This is a genomic window from Actinophytocola gossypii (assembly GCF_025165815.1).
Classification (GTDB): Bacteria; Actinomycetota; Actinomycetes; order Mycobacteriales; family Pseudonocardiaceae; genus Actinophytocola; species Actinophytocola gossypii.
The window spans coordinates 191,556-207,265 of record NZ_JAFFZE010000022.1; the positions used below are offsets into that span (position 1 = coordinate 191,556).

A 15,710-nucleotide genomic window follows, 5' to 3' on the forward strand; every position below is an offset into this window, starting at 1 on the left:
AACGCTGTTCCTTCCACATCCGACCACGCACCCACCTTCGCCGGGCTTGGTGTGCCCGCCGGGTTGGTGACCGCGCTCACCGCGCAGGGCATCACCAGCCCGTTCCCGATCCAGGCGGCGACGCTGCCGGACTCGCTGGCCGGTCGCGACCTGCTCGGTCGCGGCCGGACCGGCTCCGGCAAGACCTACGCGTTCGCGCTGCCGGTGCTCGCCCGGCTGGCCGCCGACAAGCGGCAGCGGCGACCGGGACGGCCGCGTGCGTTGATCCTGGCGCCCACCCGTGAGCTGGCCGACCAGATCGAGGCGACGGTGGCGCCGCTGGCCAAGGCCCTGTCGCTGCGCACGATGACCGTCTACGGCGGGGTGCGCCCCGGACCGCAGGTCTCCGGCCTGCGCGCGGGTGTCGACGTGCTCATCGCCTGCCCCGGCCGGCTCGCCGACCACATCGCCTCCGGGCACGCACGGCTCGACGGCGTCGAGATCACCGTGCTCGACGAGGCCGACCACATGGCCGACCTCGGCTTCCTGCCCGCGGTCACCAAGCTGCTCGACCAGACCCCGCGCGACGGTCAGCGGCTGCTCTTCTCGGCCACCCTCGACGCCGGGGTCGACGTGCTGGTCCGCCGGTTCCTGCGCGACCCGGTCACGCACAGCGTCGACCCGCCGTCCTCGCCGGTCTCGGCGATGGCCCACCACGTGCTGCACGTCCAGCCGGCGGCCCGGCTCCCGGTACTGGTCGACCTGACCGCGGCGCCCGGCCGGACGCTCGTGTTCACCCGCACCAAGCGGGGCGCCACGAAGCTGACCCGGCAACTCGTCGCGGAGGGGGTGCCCGCCGTCGAACTGCACGGCAACCTCGGCCAGTCGGCGCGCACCCGCAACCTGACCGCCTTCGCCGAGGGCACCGCGCCGACCCTGGTGGCCACCGACATCGCCGCCCGCGGCATCCACGTCGACGACGTCGCGCTCGTGATCCACGCCGACCCGCCGATGGAGCACAAGGCCTACCTGCACCGCTCGGGTCGCACCGCCCGGGCCGGGGCATCCGGCACCGTGGTGACGCTGATGACCGACGCCCAGGTCACCGACGTCCGCGACCTCACCCGCAAGGCGGGCATCACCGCCACCACCACCCGCCTGCGTCCCGGACACCCGCTGCTCAGCACGCTGGCGCCGGGCGAGCGCACCTTCGTGGCCCCGCCCACGCGGCCGGCGCCGAGCACCAGCTCGAACCCGCGCAAGAAGCAGAACGGCCGCAAGCCGGCGGGTCGATCGGCGGGTAAATCGGCGACGTCGTCGCGCACCCGCGGCCAGCAGGCGAACCAGGGCACCGAGCCGGCCAAGCGCACCGGGATGGCCGCGTTCTCGGCGGGCACCCGGGCCGGCCGGCGCCGCTGAGTCACTCGGCTCCGGGGGCGCCCTGGCGGACCGCTGGGGCCGGCTCCGGCACGACGCCGTGCCGGAGCGGGTCGCCGGTGGCTCGCATCCACTCGTCCAGGTGGGCCGACAGCGCGGCGCGCACCTCCGCGTGGCCGGGGTCCTCGGCCAGGTTCACCCGCTCCCACGGGTCGGCGGCGAGGTCGTAGAGCTCCTCGGCCGGCCGGGGAGCGAGGTGGTCGTCGCCCATGCCGAGCCGGGTCTGGCTCTCGGCCAGGTCGCGGGACAGGCGTAGTCGGGGGCCGGGTTCGATGTTGCGGATGTAGGCGTGGCGGCCGTCCCGGACGGCGCGGATGGGGTCGTAGCCGTCGTGGAAGGTCTTCTGGGTGACCAGGAGCCGGTCGGTGGGCGGCGCGCCGGTCAGGGCGGGCAGTAGGGACTCCCCTTCCAGTTCGTCGGGTGGCGCTGCCCCGGCGGCCGCCAGCAGGGTCGGCGCGATGTCGAGGTGGGAGACCAGGCCCGGGTACCGGCTGGGGGCGCCGCGCCACGAGCGGGGTGGTCGGATCATCAGGGCGACGCCGGTGCCCGGCTCGTACAGGGTTCCCTTGGCGCCGGGGAACGCGGCGCCGTGGTCGGTGGTGACGATCACCATGGTGTTCGCCGGGTCGGTGTACCGGTCGACGGCGGCGAGTACGCGGCCCATCGCCTCGTCGAGTTGGCGGAGGGCGCCGTGGAACGCGGCGATGTCGGCCCTGGTGTGCGCGTTGTCCGGCAGGTAGCCGGGGACGTCGACGCGTTCCGGGTCGGCGTGCCGGTAGTCCTCGGCCGGCCAGGGGCGGTGTGCCTCCCACATGCCGACGGTCAGCAGGAACGGCTCGCCGGGCCTGCCGCGCAGCCAGCGCACGGCCTCGTCGGCGACCGGCAGCGCCCTGGGCAGGAACCCCAGCCCGTGCACCTCGTCGAAGCCGAGGACGGTCGGGTCGTGGTCCTCGTGCTGCAGGCCGACCAGGGCCGTGCGGTAGCCGAGCGGGCGCAGCAGCTCCGGCAGCGTGGTGACGCCCGGCCGGTACCGCCAGCCGTGGTGGGTGAGCCCCAGCAGGCCGTGGCGGTGCGGGGACAACCCGGTGAACAGCGAGCCGCGGGCCGGCGTGCACAGCGGCGCGGTGGCGTGCGCGGCGTCGAACACGGTCGAGTCGTGGGCGAACCGGGTCAGCGCGGGGGCCGGGACCGACGGCATGCCGTAGGCGGGGAGCCAGCGCCCGAAGTCGTGGCCGTGCAGCAGGACGATGTTGGGTCGCACCGCGGGCACCTTTCGCTCGCCGGGTTTCGGATCGGGTCGTAATGGATGGTGACCCTTGTAATCGTCGTCACTGTCCTATTACGGTACTGACCGTTATTCAATCAAAGGAGGCACCGATGATGCGACGGCGAACCCTGCTCGCGGCGGCCCTGGTGCCTCCGGTCGCCGGTGTGGCCGGTCTGGCCGCCCCGGTCGCCCACGCGTTCCCGGCTCGCCGCGACGCCACTGGCGAGCCGGAACCGCTCGCCGTCCCGATCACCGACGTCAACCTGATCGGCGCCCAGGTGCTGACCGGAGCGGACGGCGTACCGCTGCTCTGCGGTGTGACCACGGGCGCCCCGGCCAAGGTGTCCACGGTGAACGCGCGCACGGGCGAGCTGCTGTTCAGCGAACCGCTGCCGGGCGCCGGTGGCTCCTACGCGACCGCGGTCGGCCAGGACGGGCTCGTGTACGTCGGCACGTACTCCAACAGCCACCTGTACCGGGTTGATCCGTGGGCCGGCACGGTCGAGGACCTCGGGGCGCCGCTGGCCGGCGAGACGTTCCTGTTCGCGCTCGCCTCGGGTCCGGACGCCCGGCTCTACGGCGGCACCTACCCGGGGACGAGGGTCTTCTCGTACGACGTGCGCACCGGCGACGTGCGCGACTACGGCCCGGTCGCCACGGGCACGAAGTACGCCAGGACGATCGCGGTGTTCGGCGACGCGCTGTACGTCGGCACCGAGCGCGGCGTCCACCTCGTGCGGCTGGACCCGGACACCGGGGACCTTCGGGAGCTGCCGCTGCCGGCGGGCATCGAGCCGGGCGACCCCGGGCTGTCGGTCTGGGAGGTCAACGTCGCGGGCGACCGGCTCTACGCGCGCATCGGCGCGGACATCAAGCACTCGACGCTGTACGTCCTCGACCCGGCCACCGAGACCTGGACCGCCGAGCTGGCGAACGTCGCCGGCCTGCAGCTGCCGCCGCCCGGCCAGGACGGCGAGGTCTACGTCATGCACGACAACGAGCTGACCGCCTGGAACCCGGCGACCGGGCAGGTGACCGGCACCGGGCTGGTGTACCCGGGCCGGGTGTGGAACTACCGAGGCGTCGGGTGGGTCGAGCTGGACGACCCGGAGTGGCCGGGCCGGACGCTCACCGGCTGGTTCTGGCGCGGCGAGGTGTGGCGGTACAACCCGAGCACCGGGCGGCACTCGGTCACCGAGGGCTCGACCGTCCCCGGTGAACCGGCCGACGTGCTCTCGCTGACCACCGCGCGGGACGGCACGATCCTGGCCGGCGGCTTCCTCGCCGGCCTCGCCAGGGTGGATCCCGCGGACGCGAGCGTCGAGTTCCACCGCTTCTCACAGACCGAGTCCCTGCTCGACGACGGCGAGTCGGTCTGGATCGGCGCCTACCCCGACGCCCGCGGGTACCGGTACGACCCGGACCTGCCGTGGAACAGCCCGGAGTACTCCCCCGGCCCGCCGGGAGCGGCGGAGAACCCGGCGAAGGTCTGGGACCTGCACGACGCCGTGGACCCGCAGGACCGCGTCTTCGCGATCGCCAGGGTCGGCGACCGCGTCGTCGCGGCGACCGGTCCGCGTGGCCCGCTGTTCGGCGGGGCGCTGGTGGTGCACCACACCGGCAGCGGGGAGAGCAGCGTCCGGAGTGCCGGCCTCGGCGAGCTGACCACCTGCGACCTCGCCGTGATCGGGGACGTGGTGTACGGCGGCACCTGGATCCAGGGCGGGTCCGGGGCGCCCGAGCCCCCGCTCACCGAGGGTGACGTGTACGCCTACGACCCGGTCGCCGACCGGGTGCTGTGGCGGTCCCGGCCGGTGCCCGGCGCCACCGGGTACGTCGCCGTCGTGGCCGACCGGGGCGGCCGGCTGTGGGTTCTCGGCGACACCACGCTCGCCGAGATCGACCCGGTCGACGGCTCGGCGCTGCGGACCATCCGGCTCGGCGACACGCTCGGCGGTGGCCGTACCTTCCCGAACTCGGTGGCGATCCTGCGCGAGGCGCCGGACGCGCCCCTGCTCTACGCGAAGTCCGCGAACCGGCTGTGGCGGGTCTGGACCGACACCGGTGCGGTCGAGGACCTTGGCCTGACCGGCTACGGGCTGTTCACCGTGCTCCCGGACGGGACGCTGGCCCTCGCCCGGGACGAGCAGGTGTTCCACTGGCGGCCGCCGGCCTACGACCGGTCCCGGCCGACGGTGTCGATCGAGCTGGTCGACACCCCGGGCCGGCGGCTGCCGTCGGTGGCCGTCGAGGTGGCGGACACCGGCGGGTCGGGCATGCGGCGGGTGCGGTACCGGATCGACCGGGGCCCGTGGACCGACTACACCGGCCCGGTGCCGCTGTCCCGGCCGGGCCTGCACCGCGTCCGGGCCGTCGCCGTCGACGGGGCCGGCAACCGGACCGAGGTTGCCCGGCCGGTGCTGGCCCGGCCGCGGCGCTGAATTTTCTTCTCGTGGGTGTCCATCCTCGCCGGTCCCGTTCGTAGTCATGCTGTACGAGGACGACGAACGACAAGGACACCGACATGAAGTACATGCTGTTGATCAACGCCGGCGCCGTGGACGAGCAGGGTGGGGCCGCGGACTGCACGCCGGAGGACTGGATGGTCTACGACAAGCAGGTGCGCGACGCCGGCATCCTGGTCTCCGGCGAATCACTCGCCGACCTGGTCACCGCGACCACGGTGCGGGTCGACGCGGACGGGCGGCGGACGGTGACCGACGGGCCGTTCGCCGAGACCCGGGAGGTGCTCGGCGGGTTCTACGTCATCGACGTGCCGGACCTGGACGTCGCGCTGGACTGGGCGGCGCGGTGCCCGGGGGCGCGCGGCAGCGGGTCGATCGTGGTGCGGCCGGTCGCCGACTTCGGGGCCTGACGTGGACGTGGGGGCGTCGGTGGCGGCCGTGTTCCGCGAGGAGCGGGGGCGGCTGCTCGCCGCCCTCGCCCGGCGGTTCGGCGACCTCGACCTGGCCGAGGAGGTCACCTCCGAGGCGATCGAGGCGGCGCTGGCGCGCTGGCCGGTCGACGGAGTCCCGCCGCGGCCGGGTGCCTGGCTGATGACGACCGCCCGGCGCCGGGCGGTCGACCGGCTACGGCGGGACCGGACCTACGCGGCCCGGCTCGCCGTCCTCCAGGTGGAGGCGGACCGGGCGAACCCCGAGCCGGTCACCGGCGACGAACTGCCGGACGAGCGGCTGCAGCTGTTCTTCACCTGCGCCCACCCGGCCCTGCCGGCCGCGGACCACGCCGCGCTGATGCTGCGCTGTCTGGGCGGACTGACCACGGCGGAGATCGCGCGGGCGTTCCTGGTGCCGACCGCGACGATGGCCAAGCGGATCGTGCGGGTGAAGAAGAAGATCCGCGAGGCACGCATCCCGTTCCGCGCCCCCGAGCCGGACGAGCTGCCGGAGCGGCTGCCCGGCGTGCTCCAGGCCGTCTACTCGATCTTCACCGAGGGCTACGCGGCCAGCTCCGGCCCGGACCTGCAGCGGCTCGACCTCGCCGAGGAGGCCGTCCGGCTGGCCAGGATCCTGCACCGGCTGCTGCCGGCCGAACGCGAGGTCACCGGCCTGCTCGCGCTGATGCTGCTCACGCACGCCCGCCGGAACGCGCGGACCGGGCCGGACGGCGACCTGGTGCTGCTGGCGGACCAGGACCGCGGCCGCTGGGACCGGACGATGATCGAGGAGGGCCGGGAGCTGGTGGTCGCCGCGCTCACCGGCGGTCCGGCCGGGCCCTACGGGGTGCAGGCCGCGATCGCCGCGCTGCACGCCGAGGCGGCGGACCTCGCGAGCACCGACTGGCCGCAGGTCGTGGCGCTCTACGACGTGCTGCTCGCGCTCGCGCCGTCGCCGGTCGTGGCGCTGAACCGGGCGGCCGCGGTGGCGATGCGGGACGGCCCGGCGGCCGGCCTCGCGCTGCTCGACGAGCTGGCCGGCGAGCCCCGGCTGCGCGGCCACCACCCGTACCCGGCCGCCCGGGCGGACCTGCTCGCGCGGCTCGGCCGGTCCGGCGAGGCGGCGTCGGCCTACCGGGAGGCCATCGAGCTGGCCGGTACCGAGCCGGAACGCGCCCACCTCCGGCGACGGCTCGACGCGCTCGATCGGTAGCATCCCGGGCTTTCGGGGAAGGGGATCATGGTGCGGCAGGTCAAGGAATGGGAGCCGGGGGCCGGGCGGTACACGCGGCCCGAGCGGCCCAGGGTGCTGGTCGGAGCCGAGGCGCTCGACGAGGTCGCGGAGCTGTTCGCCGAGGACTTGGCGGCCGTGGTCGGCGGGCCGGTCGAGGTGCTCGCCGGGGAGCCGGAACCCGGGGACGTGGTGCTGGAGCTGGGGCCGACGGACCTCGGGGACGAGGGCTACACGCTGACCGTCGGCTCGTGGATCACCGTGCGGGCGGACACGGCGACCGGGGTGTTCCGGGGGACGCGGACCGTGCTGCCGATGCTGCGCGAGCGGGAGCTTGCGGCCGGCACCGCGCGGGACTGGCCGCGCCGGGCGGTGCGGGGGCTGATGGTCGACGTGGGGCGCAAGGACTTCAGCCTCGGGTGGCTGCGGGACCGGGTGCGGGAGCTGGCCGACCTGAACCTGAACCACCTGCACCTGCACCTGTCCGACGACCAGGGCTTCCGGGTGGAGAGCGACACCTGCCCGGAGGCGGTGTCCCCGGTGCACTACTCGAAGGCGGAGGTGCGCGAGCTGATCGAGTTCGCGCGGCGCAGGCGGGTGACGGTGCTGCCGGAGATCGACATGCCGGGGCACATGGGGGCGTTGCTGGCCGGGCGGCCGCACCTGGCGCTGACCAACAAGCACGGCGTCACGGCCACGAACCTCGCGCACGCCGAGTCCTGGGACCTGGCCGAGCGGCTGATCGCGGAGTACCTGCCGCTGTTCCCCGGGCCGTGGTGGCACCTGGGCGCGGACGAGTACGTGATCGACGGCGTCTACCCGGAGCTGGCGCGGGCCGCCCGCGAGCGGTACGGGCCGGACGCGACGCCGAAGGACCTGTTCTACGGGTTCGTCAACTGGGCGGCGGAGCTGGTCCGGCAGGGCGGCCGGCAGCCGGTGATCTGGAACGACGAGGTGAAGACCGACGACGGCACGGTTCCGCTCGACAAGTCGCTGACCATCGACTACTGGTCCAACCGGGGGCCGACGCCGGCACGGCTCGCCGCCGACGGGCACGAGCTGTTCAACTCCAGCTTCACCGCGCTGTACTACGTCCTCGGCGACCTGCGGCCCCGCCAGGACGGCTGGCACTCCGGGGTCTTCGACGGCGGGCACGTGCTGCCGCCCGAACTGGACGACGCCCTGCTGGGGGCGAAGCTGCACGTGTGGTGCGACACCCCGGACGCCGAGACCGAGGAGCAGGTCGCCGAGGGCATCGCCGAGCCGTTGCGGGTGACCGCGCGTGCGACCTGGTAAGCCCGTGATCACGCGCCGGCTCGCCGCGCCGCTGCCGAGATTTCTCGGGTTTCTTGACCGGTGTTCAGCTGACTAGGCTTGCGCGGCACAAGTGCACAAGGGAGATGGTGTCGCGGTGTCGCAGCAGACGAACTGGATTCCCACCTCGGTCGACCTCACGAAGCCGAGCGCGGCGAGGATGTACGACTACCTCCTCGGCGGCAACCACAACTTCGAGGTCGACCGCGAGATCGTCGAGCGGATCATGGAGTTCCAGCCCGAGGTCAAGCGGATCGCCATCCTGAACCGGTCGTTCCTGCGGCGCGCCGTGTTGTTCATGCTGAACAACGGGATCCGGCAGTTCCTCGACCTCGGCTCCGGCATCCCGACCGTCGGCAACGTGCACGAGATCGCGCAGGCGGTCGACCCGTCGTCCCGCGTGCTGTACGTCGACAACGAGTACGTGGCGGTCGCGCACAGCCAGCTGATCCTCGAGGGCAACGAGAACGCGGCCATGCTGCACGCGGACGTCACCCTGCCGGGTCTGGTGCTGCAGGACCCGCTGATCAACGAGCTGCTCGACCTCGACCAGCCGGTCGGGCTGCTCGCGGTCACCCTCGGGCACTACATCCTCGACGACCAGGACCCGCTGGGCATGTTCGCCGCGTACCGGGACGCCGTGCCGTCCGGCAGCCTGCTCGCGATCACGCACCTGACCGACGACCTGGAGGCGATCAAGGGCGAGCAGCTGCGGCAGCAGATGACCCGGACGCAGAACAACATCCGCCTGCGGTCCCGGTCCGAGGTGCTGGAGCTGTTCGGCGACTTCGAACTCGTCGAACCTGGCCTGACCACCACGTCCGCCTGGCGCCCCGAACGCGGCGGCCAGCTCCCCGACGACGCCGCCCTGGACGCCCTCTACGCCGGCGTGGCCCGAAAGCCATGAAGGTGACCTTCGGGACGCTGGGCGTCTCGACGGTCACCTTCAGGGCACTTCACTCAGGGCAGGTGCCACACCTGGTTGGTGCTGACGGCGCAGTCCCAGATCTGCAGCCGGGTGCCGTCGGCCGAGCTGGGGCCGGTGGCGTCGAGGCAGCGGCCGGACGCGGGATTGCGCAGGGTGCCGTTCGACTGGGCCTGCCAGACCTGCGCGCCGGTGCCGTTGCAGTGCCACAGCTGGATCTTCGTACCGTTGGCCGTGCCGGCGCTGGTGACGTCCATGCACTTGCCGAGCGCGCGGATGGTGCCGTCGGAACCCACCGTCCAGCGCTGCGCGTCGGTGCCGTTGCACGTCCACAGCTGGATCGGCGTGCCGTCCGCGGTGTTCGCGGCCGCCACGTCGACGCACTTGCCGCCGATGCCGGTGATCGGGCCGGTGTCGCCGGTCGGCGGCGTGCTGCCGCCGGTCGCGACCTCGTAGATCGCGCTGACCAGGGACGTGCTGCCGGTGGTGTCCTGGGACAGCTCCCAGTTCATGATGCCGCCGGCGTTGGCCATCGCCCACTCGGTCTTGCGCTTGATCGTCGGGATGCCGTTGTAGCACTGCTGGGCGCCGCCGACGCTGACGCAGTCGCGGTTGGCGTTGGCCGGGTCCATGGCGACCAGTTGCGCGTAGGTGTAGTAGTTCGGGCGGCTGTAGAACGGCACGCCGAGCACGGTCTTGTCGGCCGGGAGTCCGCGCGACTTCCAGAAGTTCGCCGACGCGATCGCCCAGTCGTAGTTGGCGTGCGGGCTGCCGCCGTCGTAGGCCATGATGTTGAGGAAGTCGACCATGCCGAACACCGCCGGCTGCACGCCGTTCGCGGTGTTGCCGCCGGAGACCACGGCCGCGGTGAGCAGCTTGCCCCGGCTGTGCATGGCGTCGCTGAGCTGCCGCATCAGCGCGGTGAAGTTGTCCGCTGAGGCACCGGGATCCGGGTACTCCCAGTCGATGTCGACACCGTCCAGGTTGTACTGCTCGACGACGCCGACAACGCTGTTCACGAACGTGCCTCGGCTGCCGGCGTTGGCCGCGAGCGCTTCGAACGCCGAGTCGTCGCCGTTGTTCCAGCCGCCGATGGCCAGCGAGACCTTGACCCCGTTGCCGTGCCCGAGGTTCACCAGGGACGACAGCTTGCCGGGGTTCGGGATGCCCTGCAGCGTGCCGTTCGGGTTGGGCAGCGCGAAGGCGTAGTTGATGTGGGTGAGCTTGTCGTACTGGATCGCGTTGACGTCGCCGGACCAGGACGGCATGTAGCCGACGCTGCGGAAGCCGTTGGGCAGCACCGTGGCGGCGGCGGACGTGCTGGTCACGGTCAGTCCGGTGACGACGGTGACCACCGCGACCGCGGCGGCGGCGAGTCTGCCGAGGACCGTGCGTGTTCTCTTCATGGATCACCTTCCGGGGCAGGGGGCGAAGGTGGAGATCCTCTGATTATTTGGTCTAGACCTATCTGACCGCAAGGGTCAGTCTCGTTCGAGGGCGGCGTCCAGCTCAGCCAGGTAGTGCGCGACCGGGTGCAGGGTGACCAGCCCGCTGCCGGCTCCGGCCAGTTCGCCGGCCGCGGGGAGCAGGTCGGCCCGGCAGCGTTCCATCGCCGCGCGGTCGCCGCGCCGGATGGCGACCAGCGCGTGCAGGCAGGTGCGGGCCTCGAAGAGCAGGTCGCGGGGCGAGTCCGGGATCGGTCCGGTGTCCTCGGGTCGCACCAGCGGGCGGCACCACGGTTCGTAGCCGCCGAAGCTCGCGGGTTCGCCGACGGGCAGGTCGTGGCGGAGGCGGTGGCAGAGCAGGGCAAGCTCGAGGATCCCGTCGTCCACACCGGACATTCCGGTGCCGGCCAGGCGCGCGGCGGCGGCGCGGTAGGCGGTCTCGGCCTCGGCCGGGTCGCCGGTCAGGGACGTGCGCATGGCCCGGTACCACTGGGTGAACACGCTCACCACGGGCAGGTCGTGGTCCTCCCCCAGCCGGTCCGCGGCCCGGGCGTGGTGGTCGGCGGTTGGAAGATCGGCCAGCGCGGCGTGTGCCTGGACGAGGATCAGGTGCCCCAACACCTCGAAGGTCACCAGGTGGTGCCGGCGGGCCAGGTCGACCAGCTCGGTGCCGATCGCGGCCCGGCGCGGTGCGAGGCCGGCGCGCTCGAACGACTGGATGAACCTGGCGTTCAGGGCGAACGCGAGCACGGCGGGGTCGCCGAGTTCCCTGGCCAGGGCCTCGGCCTCGCGGGCGGCGGCGCGGGCGCGGGCGCCGCCGGTGTTGCGCGACTCCAGCGCGAGGGTGGCGAGCAGGCGGCTGCGTTCGGCTACGGCGGTGGGCGGGAGCTGGGCCAGGGTGCGTTCGGTGACCGCGACGACCCGGGCGGCCAGCGCGGGGTCGTCGTTGGCGGTCCAGATCGCGGGGACGTCGAACGCGGCGAGCACCGCGGCCGTCCGGGACGGGTCGTCCAGGGTGTCGGCCAGGTCGAGGGCCTCGGCGCGGTACCGGCGGGCCTGGTCGAGCGCGCCGGTCACGGCCAGCGCGCGGACGAGGCCCATGACGATCGCCAGCCGTTCGGCGGTGTCGGGTCCGGCGTGGTCCAGCGCGGCCCGCCACAGCCGGGCGGCCTCGTGCGGGGCGTACCGGTGCTCGGCCCGCTCGGCGGCGGCGCGGGCGTACCGGGCGGCGTGTGGGCTGTGGGCGAGGAGGTGGTGGTGGGCCAGGGCGTCGACGTCGCCGGGACGCAGCGCTTCGATGGTCTCGGCGACGGCGGCGTGCCAGCGGGCGCGGCGGGAGCGGGACAGGTCGTGGTAGACGGTGTCACGGACCAGGTCGTGCGCGAACCGGAACCGGCCGGGGGCCTGCTCGACCAGGAAGCCCTGGCGGGTCGCGGTTTCGAGCGCGTCGAGGGCGTCCGGCCCGTGCAGGGCGGTGAGCACGTCGAGGTCGACGCCGGTGCCGATCACGGCGGCCTGCCGGACGGCGTCCCGGACCGGTTCGGGCAGTGCCGCGATCCGGTGGCGGACGACGTCGCGGACGCCGGGCGGGACGGCGTCCAGGTCGGTGTCCGCCAGGCGGGCGAGTTCCCGGACGAAGAACGGGTTGCCGCCGCTGCGCCGGTGGATCGCGGTGGCGGTCGCGTCGTCGACGTGGCGGCCGGTGACGGCCTGGACGAGGTCGGAGACGGCGTTCGGGGGCAACCCGCCGAGGTGGATCCGGACCGGTTCGGCGCGGGCCGCGCGGCCGAGCAACGTGACCAGGGCGGGTGGCGGGTCGGTGGTGCGGTGGGTCGCCAGCAGGAGGGCGGGGGCCCGGACGGGTTCGGTGACCACGGAGGCGAGCAGCGCGAGGGTCTCCTCACCCGCGTGGTGCAGGTCGTCGAGTACGAGCAGGAGAGGCGCGCGGTTCGCGACCTCGCCGAGGTGCGCGACGACGGCCCGGTGCCAGCCGAACCGGGCGGCGACGGGGTCGCTGCCGGCGGTGGGTGCGGCGGGGCCGTCGAGGGCGGTCAGGATCCGGGTCCACGGCCAGGCGGCGGGCAGGCCCTCGTCCTCCGGGTTGGCGCCCCACGCCACGGTCCAGCCGTGGGCGGCTGACCGCTTGGCGAAGGCCTCGGCCAGCGCGGTCTTGCCCGCACCGGCGTCCCCCGAGACGAGCACGAGCCCCAGCCTCTTTCCGGCGAGGACGGCGGACGCGGCCTCGTCGAGCCGGGCGAGTTCGACGCCCCGGCCGACGAGGGGTGTGGGCGAATGCGCGGGCTTGTCCGGCCGCGTCTGGTGGGCGAAGCGTGCCGGGTCGGCGGAATCGGGCGAGCGCTCGGGGTCGGCCGGACGCGCGGGCTCCGATGGGTGCGCGAGTTCCGGCGGGTGCGCGGGCTCCGCCGGACGCTCGGGTTCGGCGGTCACTGGCGCCGCCAGGTGCGGGGCCTGCGCCAGCACGTCCGACTCCAGCTGCCGGAGGGCTGGGCCGGGGTCGACGCCCAGGTCGGTGGCGAGTACCGCGCGGGCCCGGCGGAGCGCGCCGAGCGCGTCGCCCTGGCGTCCCGCTCGGTACAGGGCCAGCGCGAGCAGGCGCCAGGCGTCCTCGCGCCACGGGTGTGCCGTGACGTGTGTCTCCAGGTCGGGTACCGCCTCCGCCGGGCGGCCGTCGTCCAGTAGCGCCTGGGCTCGGCGTTCCAGGGCGAGCAGCCGCAGCTCGTCCAGGCGGGTGGCCTCCGCGCGGGCCCACGGCCGGTCGCCGAACTCCCCGTACGCGGGGCCGCGCCACAGGTCCAGGGCCTCCTCTAGGCGCGCCAGCACGGGTGGTCGGGTGGCCACCGTCGTCTCGAACCGCCAGGCGTCCACGTCGGAGACGTCCGGCACGTGCAGGGCGTAGCCGGGGCCGGACGTCACCAGGACGCGCGCGGGCCCGCGTGGTGGGCGGTGCGGCTCCAGTGCCCGGCGCAACGTCGACACGAACGTCCGCAGCGCGCCGACCGCGCCGTCCGGCGGCACCTCCCACAGGTCGTCGACCAGCCGGGTCACCGGCACCACCCGGCCGCGGGCGACCAGCAGGCGCGCCAGCACCGCGCGGTGCCGCGGGCCGCGGAGGTCGATCGGCCCGTGCTCGTTCTCGGCGATCAGCGGGCCGAGCACCCCGAACCGAACGGACACCGTGCGCACCCTATCCCGCTGACCCGGTACTGACCGGGCGCTGACCGGCGGCTCGCACGCTGGTGCCATGCAGCTCACCGGATTCGACTACCAGCGGGTTCCCGTCGCGGACGACGTCGCACTGTCCGTGGCCGTCGGCGGCGCGGGTGACCCGATCGTGCTCCTGCACGGCTTTCCGCAGACCCACCTGATGTGGCGGCACGTCGCCGCCGACCTCGCCGCCGACCACACCGTGATCTGCCCCGACCTGCGCGGCTACGGAGCCAGTGACAAGCCCGCTGACACGGGCGACACCTACGCCAAGCGGACGATGGCCGCGGACGTCGTTGCGGTGGCCCGCGCGCTCGGGCACGAGCGGTTCGCGCTCGCCGGACACGACCGGGGCGCGCTCGTCGCCGTCCGTGCCGGGCTCGACCATCCCGAGCGCGTCACCCACCTCGCCGCGCTCGACGTGCTGCCCACCCTCGACATGTGGGACGTTCTGCACGGCACGAGCGCCGCGGTGGGGTTCCACCTCTATCTGATGGCGCAGCCGCCCGGGCTGCCGGAGCGGATGATCGACGCCGCTCCGGACGTGTTCTTCGGGCACTTCCTCGACCTCTGGAGCCAGCGGCCGGACGCGATCCCGGGCGACGTGCGCGCCGAGTACCTGCGGGCGTCGCGGAACGCGGTCACCTCGATCGTCGCCGACTATCGCGCGTCGGCGACCGTCGACGTCGAGCACGACACCGCCGACCGGGACGCGGGCTCGACACTGCGGATGCCGGTCACCGTGCTCCAGCAGGACTGGGGTGCGGCGCTGGGCTACGACGCGGCGGCGCGGTGGCGGGCGTGGGCTCCCGACCTGGTGCACGAGACGGTGTCGTGCGGGCACTTCATGGCCGAGGAGGCGCCCGCGGACGTGGTGCGCGCCCTTCGTGGCATGACCACGCGGTGACGAGGGGTACTGTGCGGTCTCGTGAAGCCCGCTAGTGACGAGCGGACCCCGGACGGCGGCGAGTACCTCGCGGCGAGACCGGACCGCGAGCAGCTCCTCTCCGTCCGATCGACCGACCGGGACGACGCGGTCGTGCTCACCGTCGAGGGCGATGTCGACGGGCTGACCGCGCCCCGGCTCGGGACCGCCCTCGCCTCGGCGTTCAACCGGCTCGGCGGGCGGCTGCTCGTCGTCGACCTGAGCCGAGTGGTGTTCCTCGGCTCGTCCGGGCTCCGCACGCTGCACGAGAGCGCGCTGGTCGCGGCCCGCGAGCACGACCTGGACCAGCTGCGGATCGTGGTGGACCACACCAGGCCGGTGATCCGGCCGATCGAGATCGTCGGGCTGGACCAGGTTCTCGCGTTGTTCAACACCGTCTCCGACGCCCTCGCCGCGGGCGATCTGCGGTAGCCGGCAGAACTGGGACAATAGGACAGTGCCTCCGAGCTCAGACCAGGACAGGCGGCTGGAACACGACCGGTCGCGGGCGGCCGAGGCGACCCTGCAGCTCGTGCTCGACGTCGACTGGGTCTCCCCATCGATCGCCCGCGACCGGCTGCGACGGTGGCTCACCGCGCACCGCTGGTCCCCCGCGCACGTCGACGACCTCGTGCTCGCGCTGAACGAGGCGGTCAGCAACAGCATCGAGCACGGTCACGGGCTGACCGCGCCGACCAGGGACGACTCGGCCCAGCCGGTCGAGGTGCACGGCCGGGTGGTGACGGAGTCCGACGGCGCCCGGCACGTCGAGCTGACCGTGCGGGACCGGGGCAGCTGGCGGGCCCCGGCCGACGCCCACTCCAGTGCCGGCTCCAGCCGGGGGCACGGGGTCACGATCATGCGTGCCTGCGTCGAGGAGGTCACCGTCGACCGGACCGACGACGGCACCACCGTCGTCCTGCGCAGCCGGTCGGTCCCACCACCACTGACCTGATCGTCCACAATGGATTCAACGACACCGCGTGGTAGCCTTGACGTGGGGCGCCGGGAAGTCTGGTCGGCAGAGAACGGGCCGCGCCGGAACGATTGACCAGGGGGTGCCGCG

Annotated in this window: 12 protein-coding genes; 9 read left to right on the forward strand and 3 right to left on the reverse strand. The window is 73.7% G+C overall.

Annotation, left to right across the window (positions count from 1 at the left end; translation table 11 throughout):
* The first annotated feature begins 51 nt into the window (after positions 1–51).
* Entirely contained in the window at positions 52–1,398 is a 1,347-nt protein-coding gene (locus tag JT362_RS27880; RefSeq protein ID WP_260194775.1) for a DEAD/DEAH box helicase, read from the forward strand.
* A 1-nt stretch (position 1,399) separates the two neighbouring features.
* On the opposite strand, the gene JT362_RS27885 is transcribed toward JT362_RS27880, so the two are convergent.
* Positions 1,400–2,677, reverse strand: a complete 1,278-nt coding sequence (locus JT362_RS27885) for a sulfatase family protein (protein WP_260194776.1) — start codon at positions 2,675–2,677, stop codon at positions 1,400–1,402.
* A 116-nt stretch (positions 2,678–2,793) separates the two neighbouring features.
* Here JT362_RS27885 and JT362_RS27890 point away from each other — a divergent pair, with 116 nt between their 5' ends.
* The 5 genes from JT362_RS27890 to JT362_RS27910 all read left to right on the forward strand — a co-directional run bounded on the left by JT362_RS27890 (position 2,794) and on the right by JT362_RS27910 (position 9,031).
* On the forward strand, positions 2,794–5,124 hold the full coding sequence (locus tag JT362_RS27890) for an OmpL47-type beta-barrel domain-containing protein (RefSeq protein WP_260194779.1): 2,331 nt from the start codon (positions 2,794–2,796) through the stop codon (positions 5,122–5,124).
* Positions 5,125–5,207: 83 nt separating this feature from the next.
* Positions 5,208–5,558 carry a YciI family protein gene (locus JT362_RS27895; protein WP_260194781.1) on the forward strand — a complete coding sequence of 117 codons (351 nt, stop codon included), beginning with the start codon at positions 5,208–5,210 and terminating at the stop codon, positions 5,556–5,558.
* A 1-nt stretch (position 5,559) separates the two neighbouring features.
* On the forward strand, positions 5,560–6,792 hold the full coding sequence (locus JT362_RS27900) for an RNA polymerase sigma factor (protein WP_260194782.1): 1,233 nt from the start codon (positions 5,560–5,562) through the stop codon (positions 6,790–6,792).
* A 27-nt stretch (positions 6,793–6,819) separates the two neighbouring features.
* Positions 6,820–8,106: a family 20 glycosylhydrolase gene (locus JT362_RS27905; protein ID WP_260194783.1), complete on the forward strand. Its 1,287-nt coding sequence runs from the start codon at positions 6,820–6,822 to the stop codon at positions 8,104–8,106.
* Between the two features lie 115 nt (positions 8,107–8,221).
* Entirely contained in the window at positions 8,222–9,031 is an 810-nt protein-coding gene (locus JT362_RS27910; protein ID WP_260194785.1) for an SAM-dependent methyltransferase, read from the forward strand.
* A 53-nt stretch (positions 9,032–9,084) separates the two neighbouring features.
* Here JT362_RS27910 and JT362_RS27915 read toward each other — a convergent pair whose 3' ends face one another.
* Together JT362_RS27915 and JT362_RS27920 are read right to left on the reverse strand one after the other, a co-directional pair.
* Entirely contained in the window at positions 9,085–10,455 is a 1,371-nt protein-coding gene (locus JT362_RS27915) for a glycosyl hydrolase family 18 protein (RefSeq protein ID WP_260194786.1), read from the reverse strand.
* 75 nt (positions 10,456–10,530) lie between these two features.
* Positions 10,531–13,689 carry an ATP-binding protein gene (locus tag JT362_RS27920; RefSeq protein WP_260194788.1) on the reverse strand — a complete coding sequence of 1,053 codons (3,159 nt, stop codon included), beginning with the start codon at positions 13,687–13,689 and terminating at the stop codon, positions 10,531–10,533.
* Between the two features lie 67 nt (positions 13,690–13,756).
* Here JT362_RS27920 and JT362_RS27925 point away from each other — a divergent pair, with 67 nt between their 5' ends.
* From JT362_RS27925 to JT362_RS27935, 3 genes are read left to right on the forward strand one after another with little or no spacing between them, the layout of a single operon-like run.
* The gene (locus JT362_RS27925; protein WP_260194789.1) at positions 13,757–14,626 is read left to right on the forward strand and encodes an alpha/beta fold hydrolase; all 870 of its coding nucleotides are present in this window, start codon (positions 13,757–13,759) and stop codon (positions 14,624–14,626) included.
* A 21-nt stretch (positions 14,627–14,647) separates the two neighbouring features.
* Complete coding sequence (locus tag JT362_RS27930) at positions 14,648–15,076, forward strand: STAS domain-containing protein (protein ID WP_260194790.1); 429 nt, start codon at positions 14,648–14,650, stop codon at positions 15,074–15,076.
* A gap of 25 nt (positions 15,077–15,101) precedes the next feature.
* Complete coding sequence (locus JT362_RS27935) at positions 15,102–15,599, forward strand: ATP-binding protein (protein ID WP_260194791.1); 498 nt, start codon at positions 15,102–15,104, stop codon at positions 15,597–15,599.
* Positions 15,600–15,710 lie beyond the last annotated feature (111 nt).

Coding starts and splice junctions, on each gene's coding strand:
- JT362_RS27925 (WP_260194789.1), top strand. CDS start 13,757: ATGCAGCTCACCGGATTCGACTACCAGCGGGTTCCCGTCGCGGACGAC.
- JT362_RS27905 (WP_260194783.1), top strand. CDS start 6,820: ATGGTGCGGCAGGTCAAGGAATGGGAGCCGGGGGCCGGGCGGTACACG.
- JT362_RS27890 (WP_260194779.1), top strand. CDS start 2,794: ATGATGCGACGGCGAACCCTGCTCGCGGCGGCCCTGGTGCCTCCGGTC.
- JT362_RS27915 (WP_260194786.1), bottom strand. CDS start 10,455: ATGAAGAGAACACGCACGGTCCTCGGCAGACTCGCCGCCGCCGCGGTC.
- JT362_RS27895 (WP_260194781.1), top strand. CDS start 5,208: ATGAAGTACATGCTGTTGATCAACGCCGGCGCCGTGGACGAGCAGGGT.